The 18,101-nt window shown below is 68.1% G+C and carries 11 protein-coding genes and 2 pseudogenes; 7 read left to right on the forward strand and 6 right to left on the reverse strand.

Features of this window, described 5'->3' with window-relative positions:
• Positions 1-3,210, reverse strand: a 3,210-nt coding sequence (locus NBW84_RS00320; protein ID WP_250280556.1) for an nSTAND1 domain-containing NTPase, incomplete at its 3' end; no start/stop codon positions are given.
• A 380-nt stretch (positions 3,211-3,590) separates the two neighbouring features.
• Here NBW84_RS00320 and NBW84_RS00325 point away from each other — a divergent pair.
• The gene (locus NBW84_RS00325) at positions 3,591-3,872 is read left to right on the forward strand and encodes a type II toxin-antitoxin system Phd/YefM family antitoxin (RefSeq protein ID WP_250280558.1); all 282 of its coding nucleotides are present in this window, start codon (positions 3,591-3,593) and stop codon (positions 3,870-3,872) included.
• A complete protein-coding gene (locus NBW84_RS00330; RefSeq protein ID WP_250280559.1) occupies positions 3,869-4,144 on the forward strand; it encodes a type II toxin-antitoxin system RelE family toxin in 276 nt (91 codons plus the stop codon). The genes NBW84_RS00325 and NBW84_RS00330 overlap by 4 nt, the downstream gene beginning before the upstream one ends.
• 14 nt (positions 4,145-4,158) lie before the next feature.
• On the opposite strand, the pseudogene NBW84_RS23940 reads toward NBW84_RS00330, so the two are convergent.
• A pseudogene (locus NBW84_RS23940) lies at positions 4,159-5,339 on the reverse strand (epoxide hydrolase family protein).
• A 91-nt stretch (positions 5,340-5,430) separates the two neighbouring features.
• Between NBW84_RS23940 and NBW84_RS00345 the strand changes: the two are divergent.
• The gene (locus NBW84_RS00345; RefSeq protein ID WP_250280565.1) at positions 5,431-5,829 is read left to right on the forward strand and encodes a YccF domain-containing protein; all 399 of its coding nucleotides are present in this window, start codon (positions 5,431-5,433) and stop codon (positions 5,827-5,829) included.
• A gap of 230 nt (positions 5,830-6,059) precedes the next feature.
• Positions 6,060-6,934: pseudogene (locus NBW84_RS23945) on the forward strand (ATP-binding protein).
• Positions 6,935-7,098: 164 nt separating this feature from the next.
• On the opposite strand, the gene NBW84_RS00360 reads toward NBW84_RS23945, so the two are convergent.
• The 4 genes from NBW84_RS00360 to NBW84_RS00375 all read right to left on the reverse strand — a co-directional run bounded on the left by NBW84_RS00360 (position 7,099) and on the right by NBW84_RS00375 (position 10,506).
• Complete coding sequence (locus NBW84_RS00360; RefSeq protein WP_250280571.1) at positions 7,099-7,644, reverse strand: MarR family transcriptional regulator; 546 nt, start codon at positions 7,642-7,644, stop codon at positions 7,099-7,101.
• A 213-nt stretch (positions 7,645-7,857) separates the two neighbouring features.
• Positions 7,858-8,229 (reverse strand): DUF2752 domain-containing protein, encoded by a 372-nt coding sequence (locus tag NBW84_RS00365; protein ID WP_250280573.1) that lies wholly within the window; start codon positions 8,227-8,229, stop codon positions 7,858-7,860.
• 172 nt (positions 8,230-8,401) lie between these two features.
• Positions 8,402-8,989, reverse strand: a complete 588-nt coding sequence (locus NBW84_RS00370) for an NINE protein (protein WP_250280575.1) — start codon at positions 8,987-8,989, stop codon at positions 8,402-8,404.
• A gap of 542 nt (positions 8,990-9,531) precedes the next feature.
• The gene (locus NBW84_RS00375; RefSeq protein ID WP_250280577.1) at positions 9,532-10,506 is read right to left on the reverse strand and encodes a nucleotide-binding protein; all 975 of its coding nucleotides are present in this window, start codon (positions 10,504-10,506) and stop codon (positions 9,532-9,534) included.
• Between the two features lie 190 nt (positions 10,507-10,696).
• On the opposite strand from NBW84_RS00375, the gene NBW84_RS00380 reads away from it, so the two are divergent.
• The 3 genes from NBW84_RS00380 to NBW84_RS00390 all read left to right on the forward strand — a co-directional run bounded on the left by NBW84_RS00380 (position 10,697) and on the right by NBW84_RS00390 (position 17,854).
• Entirely contained in the window at positions 10,697-15,334 is a 4,638-nt protein-coding gene (locus NBW84_RS00380; RefSeq protein WP_250280579.1) for a tetratricopeptide repeat protein, read from the forward strand.
• 2 nt (positions 15,335-15,336) lie between these two features.
• Positions 15,337-16,854: an AAA family ATPase gene (locus NBW84_RS00385; RefSeq protein ID WP_250280581.1), complete on the forward strand. Its 1,518-nt coding sequence runs from the start codon at positions 15,337-15,339 to the stop codon at positions 16,852-16,854.
• 583 nt (positions 16,855-17,437) lie between these two features.
• Positions 17,438-17,854 carry an SRPBCC family protein gene (locus NBW84_RS00390; RefSeq protein WP_250280584.1) on the forward strand — a complete coding sequence of 139 codons (417 nt, stop codon included), beginning with the start codon at positions 17,438-17,440 and terminating at the stop codon, positions 17,852-17,854.
• Positions 17,855-18,101 lie beyond the last annotated feature (247 nt).

The raw sequence follows: 18,101 nt of genomic DNA on the forward strand, positions 1-18,101 counted from the left end.
GCCGACGGCGACGGTACGCCCGTCCGGCCCGACCGCCAGCGACCCTGTGAACCGGCTGGGCTCCGGCGGGCCGGTCACCGGCGGACCATGCAACGACGGCCGGACCCGGTCACCGACGTCCCACAGCCCCAGGGAGTTGTCGGCGTTGCTGCTGACCACAGCCAGCGAACGGCCGTCCGGAGTGAACCCCACGTTGATGACGTCGGCGAGACTACTGATCACCGGGCCGGGGACGGACCACAGCCGTGCGACACCGTCCGCGGCTGCCGTCGCAAGGCGATGGTCGGTCAGGAACGTCAGCGCGGTCACCGGTCCCGGATGATGCAGCACGGCCACGAGACGTCGGCTGGCGAAATCCCAGATCTTCACCGTGGTGTCCGAGCTGCCCGCGACGAGGAAACGCCCGTCCGGGCTGAACGCCACCGCGTTCACCCAGCCGGCGGCACCGGTCAGTGGGGGGCCCGACAGCACCGGAGCGCGGGGATTCCCGACATCCCATATCCGTACACTTCGGTCCGCGCTGCCGGCCGCGAGCGTGTGCCCGTCCGGGCTGAACGCCACCGAAAACACGGTCCCCGTCGGTCCTGCCAACGGCTCACCGAGCGGATTCGGCCTACGAGGATCGGCGACGTCCCACAGCCGCACCGTCCTGTCCGCGCTGCCCGCGGCAAGAATGCGCCCGTCCGGGCTGAACGCCACCGACTGCACATATCCGTCCATTCCGGTCAGCATCGTGAGGAGCATTGCCGGCCGCCCAGAGGCGCCGACATCCCAGAGACGGATCACGTTGTCCGCGCCACCGGCCGCGAGAGTGCGCCCGTCCGGACTGAACACCACCGAGTACACCGTGTTCGTGGGCCCTCCGTCCGCCAACGGGCCCAACGACAGCGGCCTGCCGGGGTCGGTCACGTCCCACAGCCGCACGGCCCGGTCAGCGCCGCCGGAGGCCAGGGTCCGCCCGTCCGGGCTGAACGCCACCGAGAAGACGGTGTCGGTGTGACCGCTCAACGGTTCGCCGAGCGGAACCGGTCGGCCCACGTCGGCCAGGCTCCACAGACGTATGGTCCGGTCGGCGCCCGCCGCCGCCATCAGCCTGCCGTCGCCGGTGACCGCGGCTGTCTGCATCACTCCGGGAAAGCCGAGCATGCGGGTCACCGGGGCGGTGGCGGACGAGTCCAGAAGGCTGGCGCGGGCCTGCGCGGTGGGAGCGATCCGATAGGCGGCCAGGGACAGCTGCGCGGCCAGGGCCGGGTCGCTGTCCCGTATCCGGTTCGCTTTGATGGCCACCTCACGGGAGATGGCCTGGTCCCGCTGGTTCTTGGCGTCCGCCCGTTGCTGGAGCGAGAAACCGGCCAGCGCACCGGCGAGAACGAGCAGTACGCTCAGCGCGGCGAGCATCTGGTAAAGCCGCCGTGTGCGGCGGCGTTCAACCCGTTGCTCCTCCGCTTCCTGCTGGACGCTCGCGTCCAGAAATTCGCGTTCCAACACATTGAGGTAGGAGCGGTGCCGTGGATCGGCCGCCCATTCGCGGGCGACAGCCAGCCGGGTACCTCGGTGCAGGGTCGTGGAGTCGCGGTCGAGATCCGCCCACGACGAGGCGGCGATCGTCAGTTCACGGTGTGTCTGCCGACCGGCCCGGTCGGCGTTCAGCCAGTCCCGCAGCCGCGGCCACTCGTGCAGCAGCGCCTCGTGAGTGATCTCCACGGTGTCCGCGTCGACGGTGAGCAGCCGCCGTCCGATGAACCCGTCGAGGACCGCCTGCACCTCCTCGACGATGTCGCTGCCGGCCCGGTCGTCGAGCAGTTCGGCGGCCCGGACGCGGCGGCGGACATCCGCGGTGCCGTCGTCAATGTGGACCAGCCGTAGAAAGATCTGGCGCGCGATGCCCTGATAGGTGCTGTCAAATGAGCTGTAGACCTCTTCCGCGGTATCGGCGATAGCACCCCGTATACCACCGACTTCGTGGTAGTCCGCAATTCTCAGCGTATTCTTCGACCCACGCTGCCAGGTGGAGAGCAGGGCGTGCGACAACAGCGGAAGCGTGCCGGAGTCATGTGCGGCGGTACCGTCGGGGGAAGCGGGGGAAAGATCACGAAGAAGAAGCTCGACCAGGCCTTCCTCGCAGTCGATCTTTGCCTTGCGTGCGGGCTCGAGGACAGCGCGTCGAAGTTCGGTTTCCGACATCGCTCCGACAGCGATCTGAAAATCCTGCAGAGCCGTGGTCAGAACGGGAAAACGCATGGCATGCGCGTAGAAGTCGGCACGCATGCCCAACACGACGAGCGCCGGGGGTGCCGCGCCGGTGCCGGCCGGGCCCGCGCTACCGCCATTGCTCTCGCCATCCCCACGATCGGTGTCGACGCCTGCCGCCTGCAACGCGGTGATGAACATCCGCTGTTCTTCGGGGTCCGTGCATTCGATGAACATCTGCTCGAACTGGTCCACGACCACGAGCGCCCGCGGATCCGCGTTCCGGTCCGTGGACCCGGCACCGGCTGCCACCGCAAGGGCCCGCCGGAGAAGATCCCGGCAGCCTCCCGGGTCGCCCCGCAGATCGGCGGTCACGCCCGCCACGTCCTCCGCCGGCATCCCGGCCATGGACGCCAGATTCCGGGCGAAGTCATCGATCGGGCGCGCACCGGGCGTGAAAAGCATCCATGGCCATCGGTCCGACCCGGCCACGGAGCTGCCGGCGCGGATGGCGGGGATGACACCGGCACGCAGCAACGAGGATTTTCCCGACCCGGACGGCCCCACCACCATGAACAGGCCGCCGCCGGGCCGTTCGGTGAGCCGTGCCACCGTCGCCTCGGTCAGCTTCTCCCGGCCGTAGAACCATTCCGCGTCCTCCGGCTGAAAGCTCGCCAGCCCGCGATACGGGACGGGAGCGCTGGCCGGCCGTCTGCCCGGCGCCCGCCGGACCCGGCTGAGGGCGTCTGCCCACTCGCTGATCTCGGCCGGGTCGGTCACACCACAGGAACGTAGAATGTCGTGGAGCAGTGTGGGTGGCTTCAGCGCTGGCAGATGCCGACCACTGAAATAGCCGCCGAGCGTACCGGTCGGAATACCAACCGCCCTGGCCACGTCCCGCACTCCGAGCCCGGCCCGTTCCCTGAGCGAGGTGAGTTCCCGAGCGAAATCCTGCCGGGTGACGATCGCGGCCGGATCCGGCCGGCCGCCTGGCTCGGACGTGTCGTCCTTCTCAGTCATGCCACTCCGATCGCGCGCCCCACTCGACCGCACGAAGTTTTCTCGGAGAGCGGTTGCGCCCGGCCCGGAGCGGATGTCCACGCTCCGGGCCCCGAGGGCCTGGACGTCCCACGGCTGCGGGGATGCCGCGCACCGGGCACGGCGGCTGTGCCCGGCCTACCGTCCGGCACGGCGGAGCGACGCCGACACGTCGATCCAGGAGCGCGGTCACGTGCCCGCCGACGGCAAAGAGATCATTATCAGGTTCCCCCCGACCCATAGAGACAAGTCTTATATCACCGGCTCGTCACCCATAAGGGCTTCCCGCCATCCGGCCGGACCACAGGCGGCTGACATGGTGCACCCAGTCAGGTACTCCCAGATGAGCCAGAATTCTGTACATGACGACGCTTCCCCTTGCCGAGGCCCGGGCTCGGCTGTCCGAGCTTGTCGCTGCTGCGCAGACCACCCACGAACGTTTCGAGATCACCCGTAACGGACGCCCAGCGGCGGTACTGGTCGCCACCGACGACTACGAGGCGATGCAGGAGACCATCGCGGTCCTCGCCGACGGCGAGCTCATGCAGGCCGTCACGGAAGGGCTTGCTCAGCTCCACACCGGTGACGTCCTCGACGAGGACGAACTGGCCGGCTACCTTCGCCGCCACGGTCGCGGCGGGTGACGGCAGGCCGATACCGGCTACGAATCGCCCGGGGCGCCGCCCGCGCCATCGCCGAAACGCTGCCCGAAAAGGTCGCGACCGCCGCCCACAAGTTCGTCACCGGACCTCTGCTCGACGCCCCGCACCTGGTCGGCAAACCCCTCGACCCGCCGTTCGCGCCACTGCGGTCGGCACGACGCGGGCCCTATCGGGTCATCTACCTCATCGACGGCACCAGGCATGTCGTCGAGGTCACCGCGATCCGCCACCGCGGGGACGCCTACCACACCTGAACGCCGGCCAGCGCTCACCGCGGCCCGTCAGGTACATCGTCACGAGCCACCCGCAGCGGTAGCAGGCGGAAGAAGGTGCGGAGTTCGTCGACGAAGAGGGCTGGTTGTTCGAAAGCGGCGAAGTGGCCACCGCGGGCCGGCTCGTTCCAGTAGCGAAGGTCCCGGAAGCGGGTCTCGACCAGCCGGCGGGACAGCCGGACCGGCTCCCCCGGAAAGATCGAACATCCGGTCGGGACGGTCACCGCCTCCTGCGGACGGCTACGGAAACTCTCCCAGTACAGCCGGGCCGAGGACGCGCCGGCCGCCGGCAGCCAGTACATCATCACGTTGTCGAGCAGCTGGTCCCGGGTGAAGATCTTCTCCGGGTGCCCGTCGCAGTCCGTCCAGGCGTGGAACTTCTCCACGATCCAGCCGGCGAGCGCGGCCGGGGAGTCCACCAGGCCGTACCCCACGGTCTGCGGGCGGGTGGACTGCTGGGTCGAGTAGCCCGTCCCCGCCGCCCGGAAACGCCGGCCCGCGTCGAGTGCGGCCTGGTCCCGCTCGTCGAGTTCCCCCAGCTCCGCCGTGGCCGCGCGGACGTCCACCGATGGCAGGGTCAGATGCAGGCCGAGCACGGCGTCCGGATGGCGGCTGGCAAGCTCCGCCGACACCCTCGCCCCCAGTCGCCGCCCTGCGCCACGTACTGGTCGTAGCCGAGCGTAGCCATCAGCCCCGCCCACGCGTCGGCGATCCGTGGCACCCCCCAGCCGGGGCCGGTCGGCTTGTCGCTGAACCCGTATCCCGGCAGGGATGGCAGGACGAGGTGGAACGCGTCGGCGGCCGAGCCGCCGTGGGCGACCGGGTCGGTCAGCGGCCCGATGACGTCCAGGAACTCCACGACCGACCCGGGCCAGCCGTGCGTCATCACCAGCGGCACCGCGCCGGGATGCGGCGAGGTCACGTGCAGCACGTGGATGCCCAGCCCGTCGACGTTCACCCTGAGCTGGCTGAACGCGTTCAGCCTGCGCTCGAGCGCCCGCCAGTCGTACTCCCGCTCCCAGTAGGCGCACAGCTCGCGCAGGTACTCCGACGGGATGCCCTGGGACCAGTCGGAGACGGTCTCGCGCTCGGGCCAGCGGGTCCGGCGGAGCCGGTCACGCAGGTCGTCCAGGTCGGCGTCCGGGATCTCGATGCGGTACGGGGCCGCCTCGGCCATGAGCTTTCCAGTCCCTTCGTCGGTCCGTCCGCGGCGGAAGTGTCCGCTGCTCGGTCGTGCGGTCCCGGATTCAAGGAGGAGGATGGGAGGTATGCGTCTGATATTGAACCTGATATGGCTGGTGCTGTGCGGGTTCTGGATGGCACTGGGCTATGTCATCGCCGCACTGATCTGTTTCGTCCTGATCATTACTATTCCGTTCGGGATCGCCTCGCTGCGCATCGCCAACTTCGCCCTGTGGCCGTTCGGCCGCCGGGTGGTCGACCACCGTGACGCGGGCGCGCCGTCGCTGCTCGGCAACCTGCTGTGGATCGTGTTCGCGGGCTGGTGGCTGGCACTCGGCCATCTGACGACCGGCCTGCTGCTGTGCCTGACGATCATCGGTATCCCGCTGGGGCTCGCGAACTTCAAACTGATCCCGGTCTCGCTGCTGCCGCTGGGCCGGGAGATCGTCCGCATCGACGGCCCCGACCGCCTCGCCTTCCGCTGAGCATCTCGCCGTCTCCTGGCCACGGCTCGCTCCTGGCCACGGCTCGCTCCTGGCCACGGCTCGCTCCTGGCCACGGCTCGCTTCTGGCCACGGCTCGCTTCTGGCCACGGCTCGGCAAGGTCTCCGATCGGACGCCCGGCAACGCGGGATCGGGCACGGTCGAGCCGGGCGGGCCAGGTTCGACCATGCGATCGGGATACTAGATGGTGTGCAATTGGTAGAGTAGTCGTGTGATCGACTATCGGCGTCGAATCATCGACAACACGCTGGACGAGCTTCAGCCGCATCTTCGCGCCTTGTCGATCCATGGGCCGAAGGGGGTCGGCAAGACCGCGACCGCGATGCGGCGTGCCGGATCGGTCATCGACCTCAGTCTTCCCGCTCAGCGTGAGATCGTGGCCGCCGACCCGTCGATTCTGACCCGTCTGCCCGGGCCGGTGCTGGTGGACGAGTGGCAGCGCCTTCCCGAGATGTGGGACCACGTGCGCCGTGCGGTCGACGCTGGTTCGCCGCCCGGTCACTGATCCTCGACGCGGCTACCGCTGGGCTGGCGAACAAGCCAGCCAGCGGGACGACGCTCGCTTATCGCGACGCTCTGTCCTCATTGTGGCTGCTCGATGCGATAGCGCCGTGGATCCCCAGCCGGAACCACCTGGACCGGCTCGGCCAGTCCCCCAGGCACCATCTGGCCGGCCCCGCTCTGGCCGCACGACTGCTCGGACTCGATACCGCCTCGCTGCTGCGAGCCGAGCAGGGCAGCACAGAGCTGTCAGCGGGCACGATCCTCGGTGCGCTGTTCGAGCACCTTGCCGCGCTCAGCATCCACACCTACGCCGAGGCTGCTGAGGCTCGGGTGGGACACCTGCGCACCCGCAACAACGACCACGAAGTGGATCTGATAGTCCAGCATGCGGACGGCCGAGTAGTGGGGATCGAGGTCAAGCTGGCCGACCGGGTCGAGGACGCCGACACCAGGCACCTCCGATGGCTTCACGACCGGATCGGAGAAGACCTGATCGATGCTGTCGTCATCTACGCGGGCGAGCATGCCTACCGCAGGCGTGACGGCGTTGCCGTCGTACCGTTGGCGCTGCCTGGCCCATGATCACCGCGAGCGGCCACGAAGGGGTGATCGAAGTGCTGAGGGAGTCCTCGTCGTCGGCGTCCGGAGCCGTGTCGAAGACACCGCCTTCGTCCATGAGGGCATATCGAAACCGGCCCCGTCCGGGACGACGGGACCACGCCGCCGGGCCTCGGCCCGGCGGTGGATCAGGGCTGCGCCTCGCGGCCCCAGGCGGCCAGGCCGGCGACGAAGCCGGCGCGGTCACGGGGGGAGAGGCTCGCCATGGCGCGCAGGAGTGGCGCCGCGCGGATAGCGATGAACGACAGAACGGCCGGCCGGTACTCCTGCTGGAGGGAGACCAGGGTGCGGCGGCGATTAGCCGGGTCCTCCTGACGCTCGACAAGGCCGGCGTCGCTGAGGTTGCCGACGAGCTCACTGGCAGTCGACAGCGTCACGCCCAGCCGTCCCGCCAACTCGGTGACGCTGAGCTGCTGCCCGGTCAGCAACTGGGTCAGGACCGCGCCGTGGCGGGCGGTGAGCCGGCGCCTGCTGAAGATCTCCTGGAGCGCGGGCGGCATCTCCGAACGGGCCCGCTGGAAGTAGGCCGCCAGCAGCGGCACGTACCGCAGAACCTCGAGGTCCCGTTCCGTTGGCGAGACCGCCGTCTCCGGCGGGGCCGGTCCGTCCGGAGACGGCGGTGCCGGTTGTGTCCGGCCGGGTGCGGCCGCGTCTGTCCGCTGTTCGTGTGGCACGCTACGATCCTAATAAGGTTCGCATATTCAAAGCATGAGCCGATCCGAACCATCCACCCGGAAGGACGCGGGGCGCATGACATCGTCGATCACCTGTGCCGCCGCGAGAGCCCGAACATCATGAGCCGGCGCTCCTGCCCCATGGCCGCCTCATGGCGCATCGGTAAGGTGGGCTGTCACAGGACGTCACCACCGCTCAGGTGGACGTAGGAGTCAGGTGGACGTCGGAGTCAGCGGCCATCCGGGCAGGTTACGCACAACCATCCAGACGAGCGCGGCGCCGGCCAGGCCGTAGGCAAGCGGTCCGGGAACGCGCGCCCGTTCACCCAGAGCGGCCGCGCGCGCCTGCCGCCAGAGCAGATATATCAGCAGCGGGCTGCAGAGCAGCACGAAAAGGTTGTCATGCACCGCGGCCCGTACCTGGCCGTGAAGCAGGTCGTGGACCAGGCGAAGACCTCCGCACGCCGGGCAGTCGAACCCCGTGACAAGCTTTGTCGGGCACATCGGCATGACCACATCTGGATCATGCGGGTCGGCGACAAAAAGATAGCCGACGCCCAGCACGCACAACGGCGCGCTGAGCATCAGCCACTGACGGGCGGCAGTCCTGCCCGTACGGCTCCCAGTACGGTGACCACCGACGTCGTCCCGGTCCGGACGCCACGGTTCCCGCGACCTGGATGCCGTCCCAGCGCCGCCGGAAGAACAACACTCACGAAGCTTCCGGAAAGCCCGGCGACAGTATGCGATCATCGCGCTAGTCGCGGAGCGGGCGGCCATAACTGTCACGGACGTTGCCGGTGAGGATCATGATCCCATCGATCAGCGCCCAGATCCCGAGCCCACCACAGGTGAACAACTGGGCAAGCGCGATACCGGTATTCCCCAGATACCATCGCCCGGCCCCGACTCCACCCAGGAAAATCTGCAGGAGCCCGGCAACCAGCTTCTGTTTGTCCGAGTACGGCTCACCGGTCACCGGGTGGCGCCCGAACGGGGCCGACGGGTCGTACGCTCCCTGGCCGTAGCCCTGCGGGACGGGATAGCCAGGCGCCGGTGGATAACCGGGACCGGCCTGGTAACCAGGACCCGGCGGATACCCCGGGGCCGGTGGGTAACCGGAGCCCGGCGGGTATTCGGGACCCGGCGGGTATTCGGGACCAGCCTGGTAGCCGGGCTGCGGATACCCGGGAGCCGGTGGGTAACCGGAGCCTGGCGGATACTCGGGACCGGCCTGGTAGCCGGGCGGATACCCCGGAGCCGGCTGGTAGCCAGGACCGGTCGCACCGGGCTGGTCCCCGTAACCCGGCGACTGGCCGCGGTCCGGTTGTTCAGGTGTAGTCATCGAGTTCCCCAAGGAATCAGTGTTTACCCGCGCCGGGCAACCGGGTCCGACGTGCCGGCCCGCCCGCTGAATCGTGGGATGCCAGCAGAGCAAGGTCACGCTCTGCATTTCCCACACTACCGTCGGAGATGTCGATCAGAACAGTTCCGACCGGATGACCGGAGATCCCGGCGGGAGACAGAAGTTCTTCCGCCCGCGGCGCCTGCCGCGGGAATCCCGTACAGCCCGGTTCAATCAACAGCAGGACAATCGAAACATAAGATCGACGATCATCTGGCCGCGCCGCCCAGCGCCAGATGCTCGTCGAGCAGAGCCCACCCCCGTACAAGCGACACCCCTGACCGGCCGAAACCACCGACGGAGCTGACCAGAACATCAGCATACAGATTATGTCGATCCAGTCATGAGCCCACACCGATATCGCCGGGCCGGCATCCGAAGCGTCACCGGGAGAGAACACAGCCGAGTAACCGTGGCCGCACGTCGTTTCCGCCGGCCCGCCCCGGCTGACGTTCCGTCTCGGTCCGGGCCGCTGCGGGGGTTCAGGTCACCGGGACGGCGCCCACGGCCGGTGGCCGGGGTGCGACGGTTGCCTCGAAATCCCCGGCGGAATGCCAGTCGACGCCGCCGAGATCGGTCGGGCAGCCGGCCGCGGCCAGTCGCTGGGCCAGTTCCTGACGACGTTGGCTGTCGTTGCTCAACCGCAGGACGAGGCGGCCGCCGATGTCGCTGAAGGGCCGCACTTTCCCCACTTCGACGAGGACGGTGCGCCGCGCGTCCATGGCCATCGCCATGCCGGCCTCGAACAGGACGTTCGCGCGCGGCTGCCCGGTGTACTCCCTTTCGTGGGCAGGCTCGTCCGGGCGCCAGAACGCCGGGGCGAGACGGGCGTCGTCGTCCGGGGTCAGCAGCACCACGATCGCCCGTGCCAACGCGAACGCCTCGTTGAGTATCTCGCCGATGTACGGGGTCGGGCGGCCCGTCGCCCGCACGGCTTCGTTCCATTCGAGCGGCCGCAGGCCCACCGCCCGGAGAAAGGCGAACATCGCGTCCCGCGCCGCGGTGTTGCGGCCGTGCACGACGAAGACGGCCCGCGGATCCGGCCCGCCCGCCCCGGCCAGGGCCGCCGGGGCGGGCGGTGTGCTCGGGGCGGGCGGTGTGCTCGGGGCGGCCGTGCCGGCCGAAGCGACCGTGAGCGACGCCGGCCAGGCGATCATCTCGTCGGTCACGTCCCGCCCCCAGCGGGCCACGACCTCCTCCGCGGTTGTTCCCGCGTAGGGTCTGCGGACGGGGTCGGCGTGTACCAGCGAGAGCAGTTTTTTCGCCGGGAGATCCGTCCGGTTGATACGGAGCCGATCAATCATCTCCGGGAAGATGTTCCGGCCGCACAGGAAGATCGGACGACCCGCCCGGTAGGGCGCCAGGACACGTTCCTCGAGTTCCCGGTCGTCGAGGTCGAGTTGTGTTATCTCGTCGTCGGGGCCGGACCCCAGGCTGACACGGATATGGTAAGGCAAAATCCCTCCATTGCCCGTCCATTGGGCCTCTGCTGTGCCGAGGACCCAGGCCCGCCCTGGGCCTTCACCGGCCGGCAGCCGGGCTGCGGATTGATGCTACACTCGGCCAGCCTGCGCATCGGCACGGTTATGGCGTCGGGGGCGCCAGGATGCGTCCCCCGGGCGACTGACACGATGTCCGGGGGTAGCTGTGAAACTCTCGATCATTCGGCGGCGGGTACCGCTCGGCGCGGTGCTCACGGTCAAACTGCGCAGCGGCGAAACCGTGATCGGCGCGCTCCTCGCCGTCGAGGACGACGACTGCCTCGTTGTCGAGGTCGACCAGCGTGAATCACTCATCCTGGCCGAGACGATCGAAAAGATCGACTACAGCCCGGCCCAGACCGAGGAGAACACGGCCAACGGCGCGGCGCCGGTCATGGCGGCGCCTGCCGGGGCGGGCTCCCTCGCGCCGGCGGCCAGCTCGTCGCCTCCGTTGCCACCAGCGGCGTCGTTTCCGTCCCCGAACGGGCTCGCCGCGCCGCCAACGGCGGTGGTAGCGGCGGAACCAGTGGCATCCGAGGTCTCAACGCCGCCGGGCACGGCGCCAACAGCGCCGACGACGCCGGAGGAACCCCCCACCGCTCCGGCGCCGCCGGGACGGGTGGCCACCGCCAGCCCGCCGCACGCCGAGGCGCCCGGTACCGAGACGCCCGGTGCCGAGGCGCCCGCGGCCCATCTCGACCTCCTGCGGGAGCTGCATGCCAAACTCGCGCCGGACGTGCAGGACGCGCAGCTCGTTCCCGCCGCCCCGGACTTCCAGTCGCTGCCGGACCTGAAGCTCTACTACGACCTCGAGACCGTACTGGTGAACGATGTGCGGAAACGGTGGGACCAGGCCCGCAGCCGCTACGCCTACGCCACGAGGAACAACCTTTACGAACGTATCGACTACTGTGCCGCCGGCATCCGCGACCTGCTCGCCAAATATCCCTACCTGGCCGAGGGACACGCGCTTCTCGGCGCCCTGCTGTATGAGCGGGAGGATGTCGCGGGGTGCGGCGAGGAATTCTCGGAAGCGGTCGCCCTCGAATATGAGCCGGCCCTGTGTGACCTCGCCGCCTATCATCTGCTGACCGGTGACAAGGCGGCCGCGCGGCATTCACTGGCCGCGTATCTCGCACGCACATCGCCGGCCGACGATCCGCAGGCATGGCTGATGATGCTGAAACTCGTCGTCAGCGGCCGGGCCTTCGGCCTGCTCCGTCATGTCGCCGACACCGTGGTCGCGGCGGGACGGGGCATGAACGGCTCGCTCGCGAACGGGGTGGGCTACGTCGTCGTCGAGGCGTCCATTCCGGTGAGCCCGGAGCTGCAACGCCGGCTGGCCATCGCCGCCGGCCCCGCCGACCGTGACCGCGCCGCCGCGGAGGCGCTCGCCGGCATCCCGGTCGAGGCCGCGCGGCCGGTGCTCGTCCCGTCCGGGGCCGGCCGGCGCCGCACCAGCGCCGCATCCGGCTGGGCACAGCGAAAGGCGCCGGTCGCGGTACCGCAGAACGTCCGGGACGCCAGACGCCTCCAGGAACAGGCCGAGGAGTTCGCCCGGCACAGGCAGCACGGCCAGGCGATCAACCTGATCCGGCAGGCAATCGCTCTCGACCCGGCAAACGCCGCCCTGAAACGGCTCGAGGAGGAATGGGTCGCGGAGAGCCGGCACTCGGCGGTGCCGTCCGGTAACACCCCGTTCGCGCTCGCGGAACGCGCCAAACTTCTGCATCGTGACTATGCCGCCGCGGAACGTTTCTATCGACAGGCGATCGAGACCGACGACCGCCCCGAGAGCGCCGCCAAGAATCTCGCCTCTCTGCTGCACCAGATACACCGCTCCGACAAGGCGCTGGCGGTGCTGCGTGACTACGAGTCCTGGCACGAGGTCGCCAACCGCACGCAGTTCGACAACGTCGTGGCGGACATCGCCGCGCATTCGGGGAATATCGACCAGGCCGTTGAGCGGCTGACCGCCATGCTCGGCCGTACGCCGCGTCAGAACCACCCGCCGCTGCTCAACCGGCTGGCCACCGTCTACGCCCGGGACCGCCGGTACGACGAGGCCGAGAGGAAACTCGAGCAGAGCCTGCAGATCGCGCCGGACGACGCCTCGGCCAAGCGCCTGCTCGACACGCTGGTACAGGCACGCAAAACCGGCGTGTACAGCGAGGTCGACGCCATGGTCAAGGCCGGTTTCGCCGATGTCCGCAACGACAGCTTCAGCCCGGTGCTCAGTTTCGACCTCGACCGGTGCGAGTACGACTCGGTGGACGCCGTGAAGAAGTCGACGAAACAGTTCGAGCTGCGTGACGTCGACCGCGCCGAGAGCTTCGCCCGGCAGCGGGCCAAGGACGCCCGTGCCCACGACCGGGCCGGCGCCAACCTTTCGGCGGCCCGGATTCTTATCGACATCGGTTCCGACGACCTCTCCCGGATCCGGAGCAATCTGCGGTTCTACAGCGCGGCGATGGGCGACGCCATGGCGGCGGACCACAAACCGTTCGAGGCCATCCGGACCTATTACCAGGAGGCGCTGACGGTCAGCCCGAAATGGGAGGCCGACCTGCTCGGGGTGAAGCTGCGCCAGTTCCTGATGACGTTCTACGCGAGCAGTCCGGGCGATGTGCTCGACCCGGCGCCGCTGCGGGAGGCCCTCGAGTCCGCGCTCCGCACCTCCAGGCGCCAGTTGCTGGCGTCGCTGCTGCCGGTGACAGCGAAAAGCGTCGACCTCCAGAAACTGGTCGTCAACGCTGCCGCCTACACGAAGACGTTACGGGCGCAGGTTCTCGACGGGCTGCGGGAGGACATCGGCATCGAGCTCCCGCAGACCGGGCGCGACGAAGAGGACTTCGTCAACGCCTGGCTGACCGCGATCGACGTGCTGAAACGGCGCGCCGAGGAGACCGACCAGAACTTCCGCTTTCTCCACGAACAGGCCGGCGACCTGAGCACGCTCGGCCAGCAGAAGAACACCCTGGACCGCATCCAGCAGAGCAGCCCCACCGCGCTCGAGAGCCGGCTGCTGCGGGACGCGGCGGACCTGCTGAACGTCGTACGCGAGTACACCGCGCAGCAGAAATATCTCGAGCAGGAACGTCTCGCCAAAAAGACCGACGACAGCTGCCGGCAGCTCGTCCGGTTGGCCGAGGAGAACCGGACCCAGCTGACGATCGGCGGCCTGCTCCCGTATGTCCTCCGGTTGCGGAAGGCCGTACGCGACCACTTCGCCGAGGTGGAGAGCGCGGCGGAGCCGAACGAGCTCGACACCCACCTTATTGTCGACAACGTGTCGCTGCCGGACGACGGCGCGGTCGGTGTGCAACTCGCGGTGAAGAACCGGCTCGGTCACAGCCCGGCGAGCCGGGTGCGGCTGGAACTGCTACTCGGCCCGGACGACGTGTACACCGCGCAGCAGCGGCACTTCCCCGTCACGGAGGCGCTCGGCGCGGGCGAGTCGGAACCACTGACCATTCCGATAGTCGTCGCACCGGCGGCGCGCTCCGAGCACGTGGTCACCCTGCGCACCCGGGTGTCCTTTGTGACCCGTACCGGGCACGAAGTCGTCTCCGAAGAGACCCTGCACGGGCTCCAGCTCTACTCGAAGGACGATTTCAAGGGCTTCGCCAACCCGTACAGCGCCGGGCACCCGGTCAAGGATCCGAACATGCTCTTCGGCCGGGACAGCCTCATCGCCGAACTCGCCGAGGCGATCCAGCACACGGGCACTAAAAGCATCGTGATCTACGGGCAGAAACGAACTGGCAAGACCAGTATCTCGGACCATCTCAAGCCGCGCCTGACCCTGCCCATCGTCCCGGTGTCGTTCAGTATCAACGACATCATCGCCGACCTCGGCGCCGACAACCACGGCTTCGCCAGCTTCTTCTTCCGAGTGGCCCGCACCGTGTACGACGCGGTCGAGAAGCTGGCCGTCGGACGTGGTATTCCGCTCGACGTCCCGGAGCCACGGCTGGCCGATATCCGGGAGCTTCCGCAGGGCGCCCTGATCGATTTCATGAAGCTGGTCCAGCGCTGGCTCACCCGCTTTGACGACCTAGCGGACGTGCGCTTCGTCCTGCTCATCGACGAGTTCACGAACATCTACGAGGAAATCCGGAAGCGCAACCTGCCGGACACGTTCATGAAAGCCTGGAAGGGCCTGCTCGAACAAGGCAACTTCAGCGCCCTCGTCATCGGCCAGGACCTCACCCAGGAGTTCATGCGGAACTATCCGAACGAGTTCCAGGTCAGCCGGGTCGAGCGGGTGAACTACCTTTCCCGGGAGGACGCGAGGAAGCTTATCGAGGACCCGATCCGGATCGGCGGCCGGCAGGGGCCGACACGTTACCAGGGCAACTCTGTGGACATGATCCTCGATCTGACGGCCGGCAACCCGTTCTACATCCAGAAGTTCTGCGAGCGGCTGGTCAACTACCTCAACCGGGGCAGCCGCATGTATGTGGGGCCGGCCGACGTGAAGGCCGTTCGGGATGACCTGGTCGCGTCGTTGCACGACACCACCGACTTCGACAACCTGCTCAATCCCGGTGACGTCCGGCTGTCGGCCATTCCACCGAAAAAGGTGATCGACACGCTGCTGGCGTGCAGCCGCGGCTTCGGCGCCAGCCGCTATCTCGACCCGACCACCCCGGAAGCCGGCCTGCTGGGTTGGGATGTCCGCCTCATCCTTGATGATCTTCAACTCCGCGACGTCATCGAACCGCTTCCGCCCGACCGCTGGCGGATACGGGTGGGGCTTTTCGCGCGTTGGCTTCAGGTCAACTACGCGAGCCGGTCGTGATCATGGGTACTCTGATCAACCCGTACAGCTATGGTGGCATCGTCTTCGGCGAGCGGTTCGTCGGCCGCCATGACGAACGGGCCCGCCTGCTGCAACGCGTCGTCCACTCGGCCGAGGGAGATTCGGCAGCGCTGGTCGGCCCGCCTCGGACCGGAAAATCCTCCCTGGCCTGGGAAACACTGATGACGTCCACGGCACGGCACGACGCGCCACAGGTGATCCCCGTCTGGATCACTCTCGCGGACCGCACCGGACTCACCGATCTCATCCGCACGATACTGGAACTTGTATACGACGATCTGAGCAAAGTCGGCGGGCTGCGCGACAGCAGACTACGCGACCCCCTGGATGCGGCGATGCGCCAGGCACTCGACCCGGGGCGGGAATGGGACGAGTTCTATATGGACGCCAAGAAAACCCTGCGCCTGGTGAGACGGCATGGCTGGCGGGTGATTGTCGTCCTCGACGAGTTCGACAGCGCCCGCAAGATCTTCGACGATCCGAAATACGCCTTCGATGTGCTCCGCGCGCTGACGAACGAGCAGGATGTACGGGTCATCTGGGTCACCACGTCCAGACGGGAGCTGCAACAGATCGTCGATCAGGCGGGAAATGTCGGCTCGAACCTCCCTCACCTTTTCGAGGAAATTCCGGTCCGGTGTTTCGAGGACGACGAGCTGGCGGAGCTCGTCGGGCGGGCGGTCGACAGCGGCGTCAAGATCAACGTTGTCGACGTGCTGACGGCGCTGCGTGAACTCACCGGCGGTCATCCCTGGCTGTCGAGCCAGGCGCTGTCGGAGGCATGTTTCATGATTGCCCGGACGGGCCAGGTCGATTGGGCGCTGATCACCCAGAAAATGTTCCATCCCTTCACCAACTACTACGACGACCTGTGCAAGCTCCTCTCCGAGGACGGCCGGCTCGACCTGCTCCTGGAGATTCTTTTCGGGCCCCAGCTGAAAGCGAAGGTCCGGGACCTCCTCCAACTCGCCAACACCGGAATACTGGTACCGTTCGACAGCGGCTACCGCGCCTTCTCGGCACACTTCTCCGACTATCTTCGCCTGCAGGCCAGGACCACCGACACCTCGGAACTCTGGTCAGACGCGACCGACAGCCTCCGAGATCATGTTGACACCACGTTCCGCACGCTGTTCGACGATCCGTGGGACGCGGCGGTGGAGCGGGAGAAGCCGTCGAGCGCCCCCGTCCTGGCCCATCTGCGGCAGGCCCGGGAACAGGAGGCCCGCTCCTTCGGCCCGCTGGCCAGCGCCGATCTGCTGGACTTCGCCACGCCCTCGGAGCTCTGGTTCTTCATCGAGCTTTACTGGGAGCTTTTCCAGCCCGTTCTCGGGCCGGCGGACCCGAACGCGTGGCGACCGAAGTTCGCTGTGCTGAACAAGGTCCGCCAGCCACTGGCCACCAGCCCCACGGGCGCCGTCAGCGCGCGCATGCGACAGAACGCCCGCGACTACTGCACGGAAATCCTCGAGAAGCTGAACAAATCCTCCGCGCGCTGACCGGGCCTCACGCTCCCGACAGACACGACATCCCACGAGGAACCGGGACCACACCACGGCCACCAGCAGGTACCCCACCTGGCCACCCGCGGGGACCTCTACCTGGCCAACAACGAGGACTTTTTCATGGCCACGGACACACGGGGCTGCCGGTCGGCCTCTCGGCCTTTGGGGCGGCGAGCGAGCGGTCGCGGCGGGCCGATGTACCCCCGCACCGAAACCCGTCTGACGATTATCAAAGAAATGGTGCGCCGGCCCGCGCGGATTGCGCGGTTTTGATGATTCCCCTGCGCAAAGGGCCCGAAAAGCACTGTCATGTGACCGGCACCGCTTGACCGGGGCGGGCAACCGAATTATGTTGACCTTGTCGGCATCATTGATCCGTCGGTACACGACGGTTTCTGTCTCGATCCACCGAGAGCCGTTCGGCAATTCTTCCCGCCAGCGCGCTCCGGTGGTTCGGACAGTCCGGCGGGAGCCACGACGGCGATCTCGCCGGATGAATTGTCGCGACCGCAGTCAGGTCATGTGCCCCGACGCACCGAACAACCAACGAATCCGACCGTGGAGAGGACACCGGATCATGTGGGAGTACGAGCACTCGGCAACCGCGGAGGTCACCGCCGAGGCCGTGTGGAAACTCTACGTAGATACCGCTTCCTGGAGCATCTGGGACACGGGAATCGTCGGCCTGGCACTGGACGGGCCGTTTGTGCCCGGTACCACCGGAAAACTGACCCCCAAAGGACAGGACCCGGTGATCATCACCCTCGTCGAGGTGGAGGAGAACCGCTCGTTCATCGACGAAGCCAACCTCGGCGGCATCGTGCTGCGGGCAATCCACCGGCTCGAGCCACTGGCTGACGGACGCACCAGGATCACCCACCGCATCGAGATCACTGGCCCGGCCGCGGACACCCTCGGCCCACAGATCGGGCCGGCCGTCACCGCCGGCGTGCCGGAGACGATCGCGACACTGGCCAGGCTCGCGTCCGCCTGACCTCGGCACCGGCGCTGCTGCTTGCCCGAGACGGGCAGGGAACGGGCGGCGAACATACGCCGCCCTCCCTGATCGCGCCGGCCCCGCTGACCACGGCGTTCACCGAGCCGGACGAACGGCGGCGCGCCCCCGGCCCGGCGACGCCGCCGACCTGCCCCATGCTCCTGGCCCTGGCCCTGGCCAACGTGAACGACACACCCTGGTGTTCCCACAGCGGCACGCCCATACCCGTCCGGGCCCGCGTGCG

This window comes from Protofrankia sp. CiP1_Cm_nod2 (assembly GCF_920664355.1).
GTDB lineage: Bacteria > Actinomycetota > Actinomycetes > Frankiales > Frankiaceae > Protofrankia.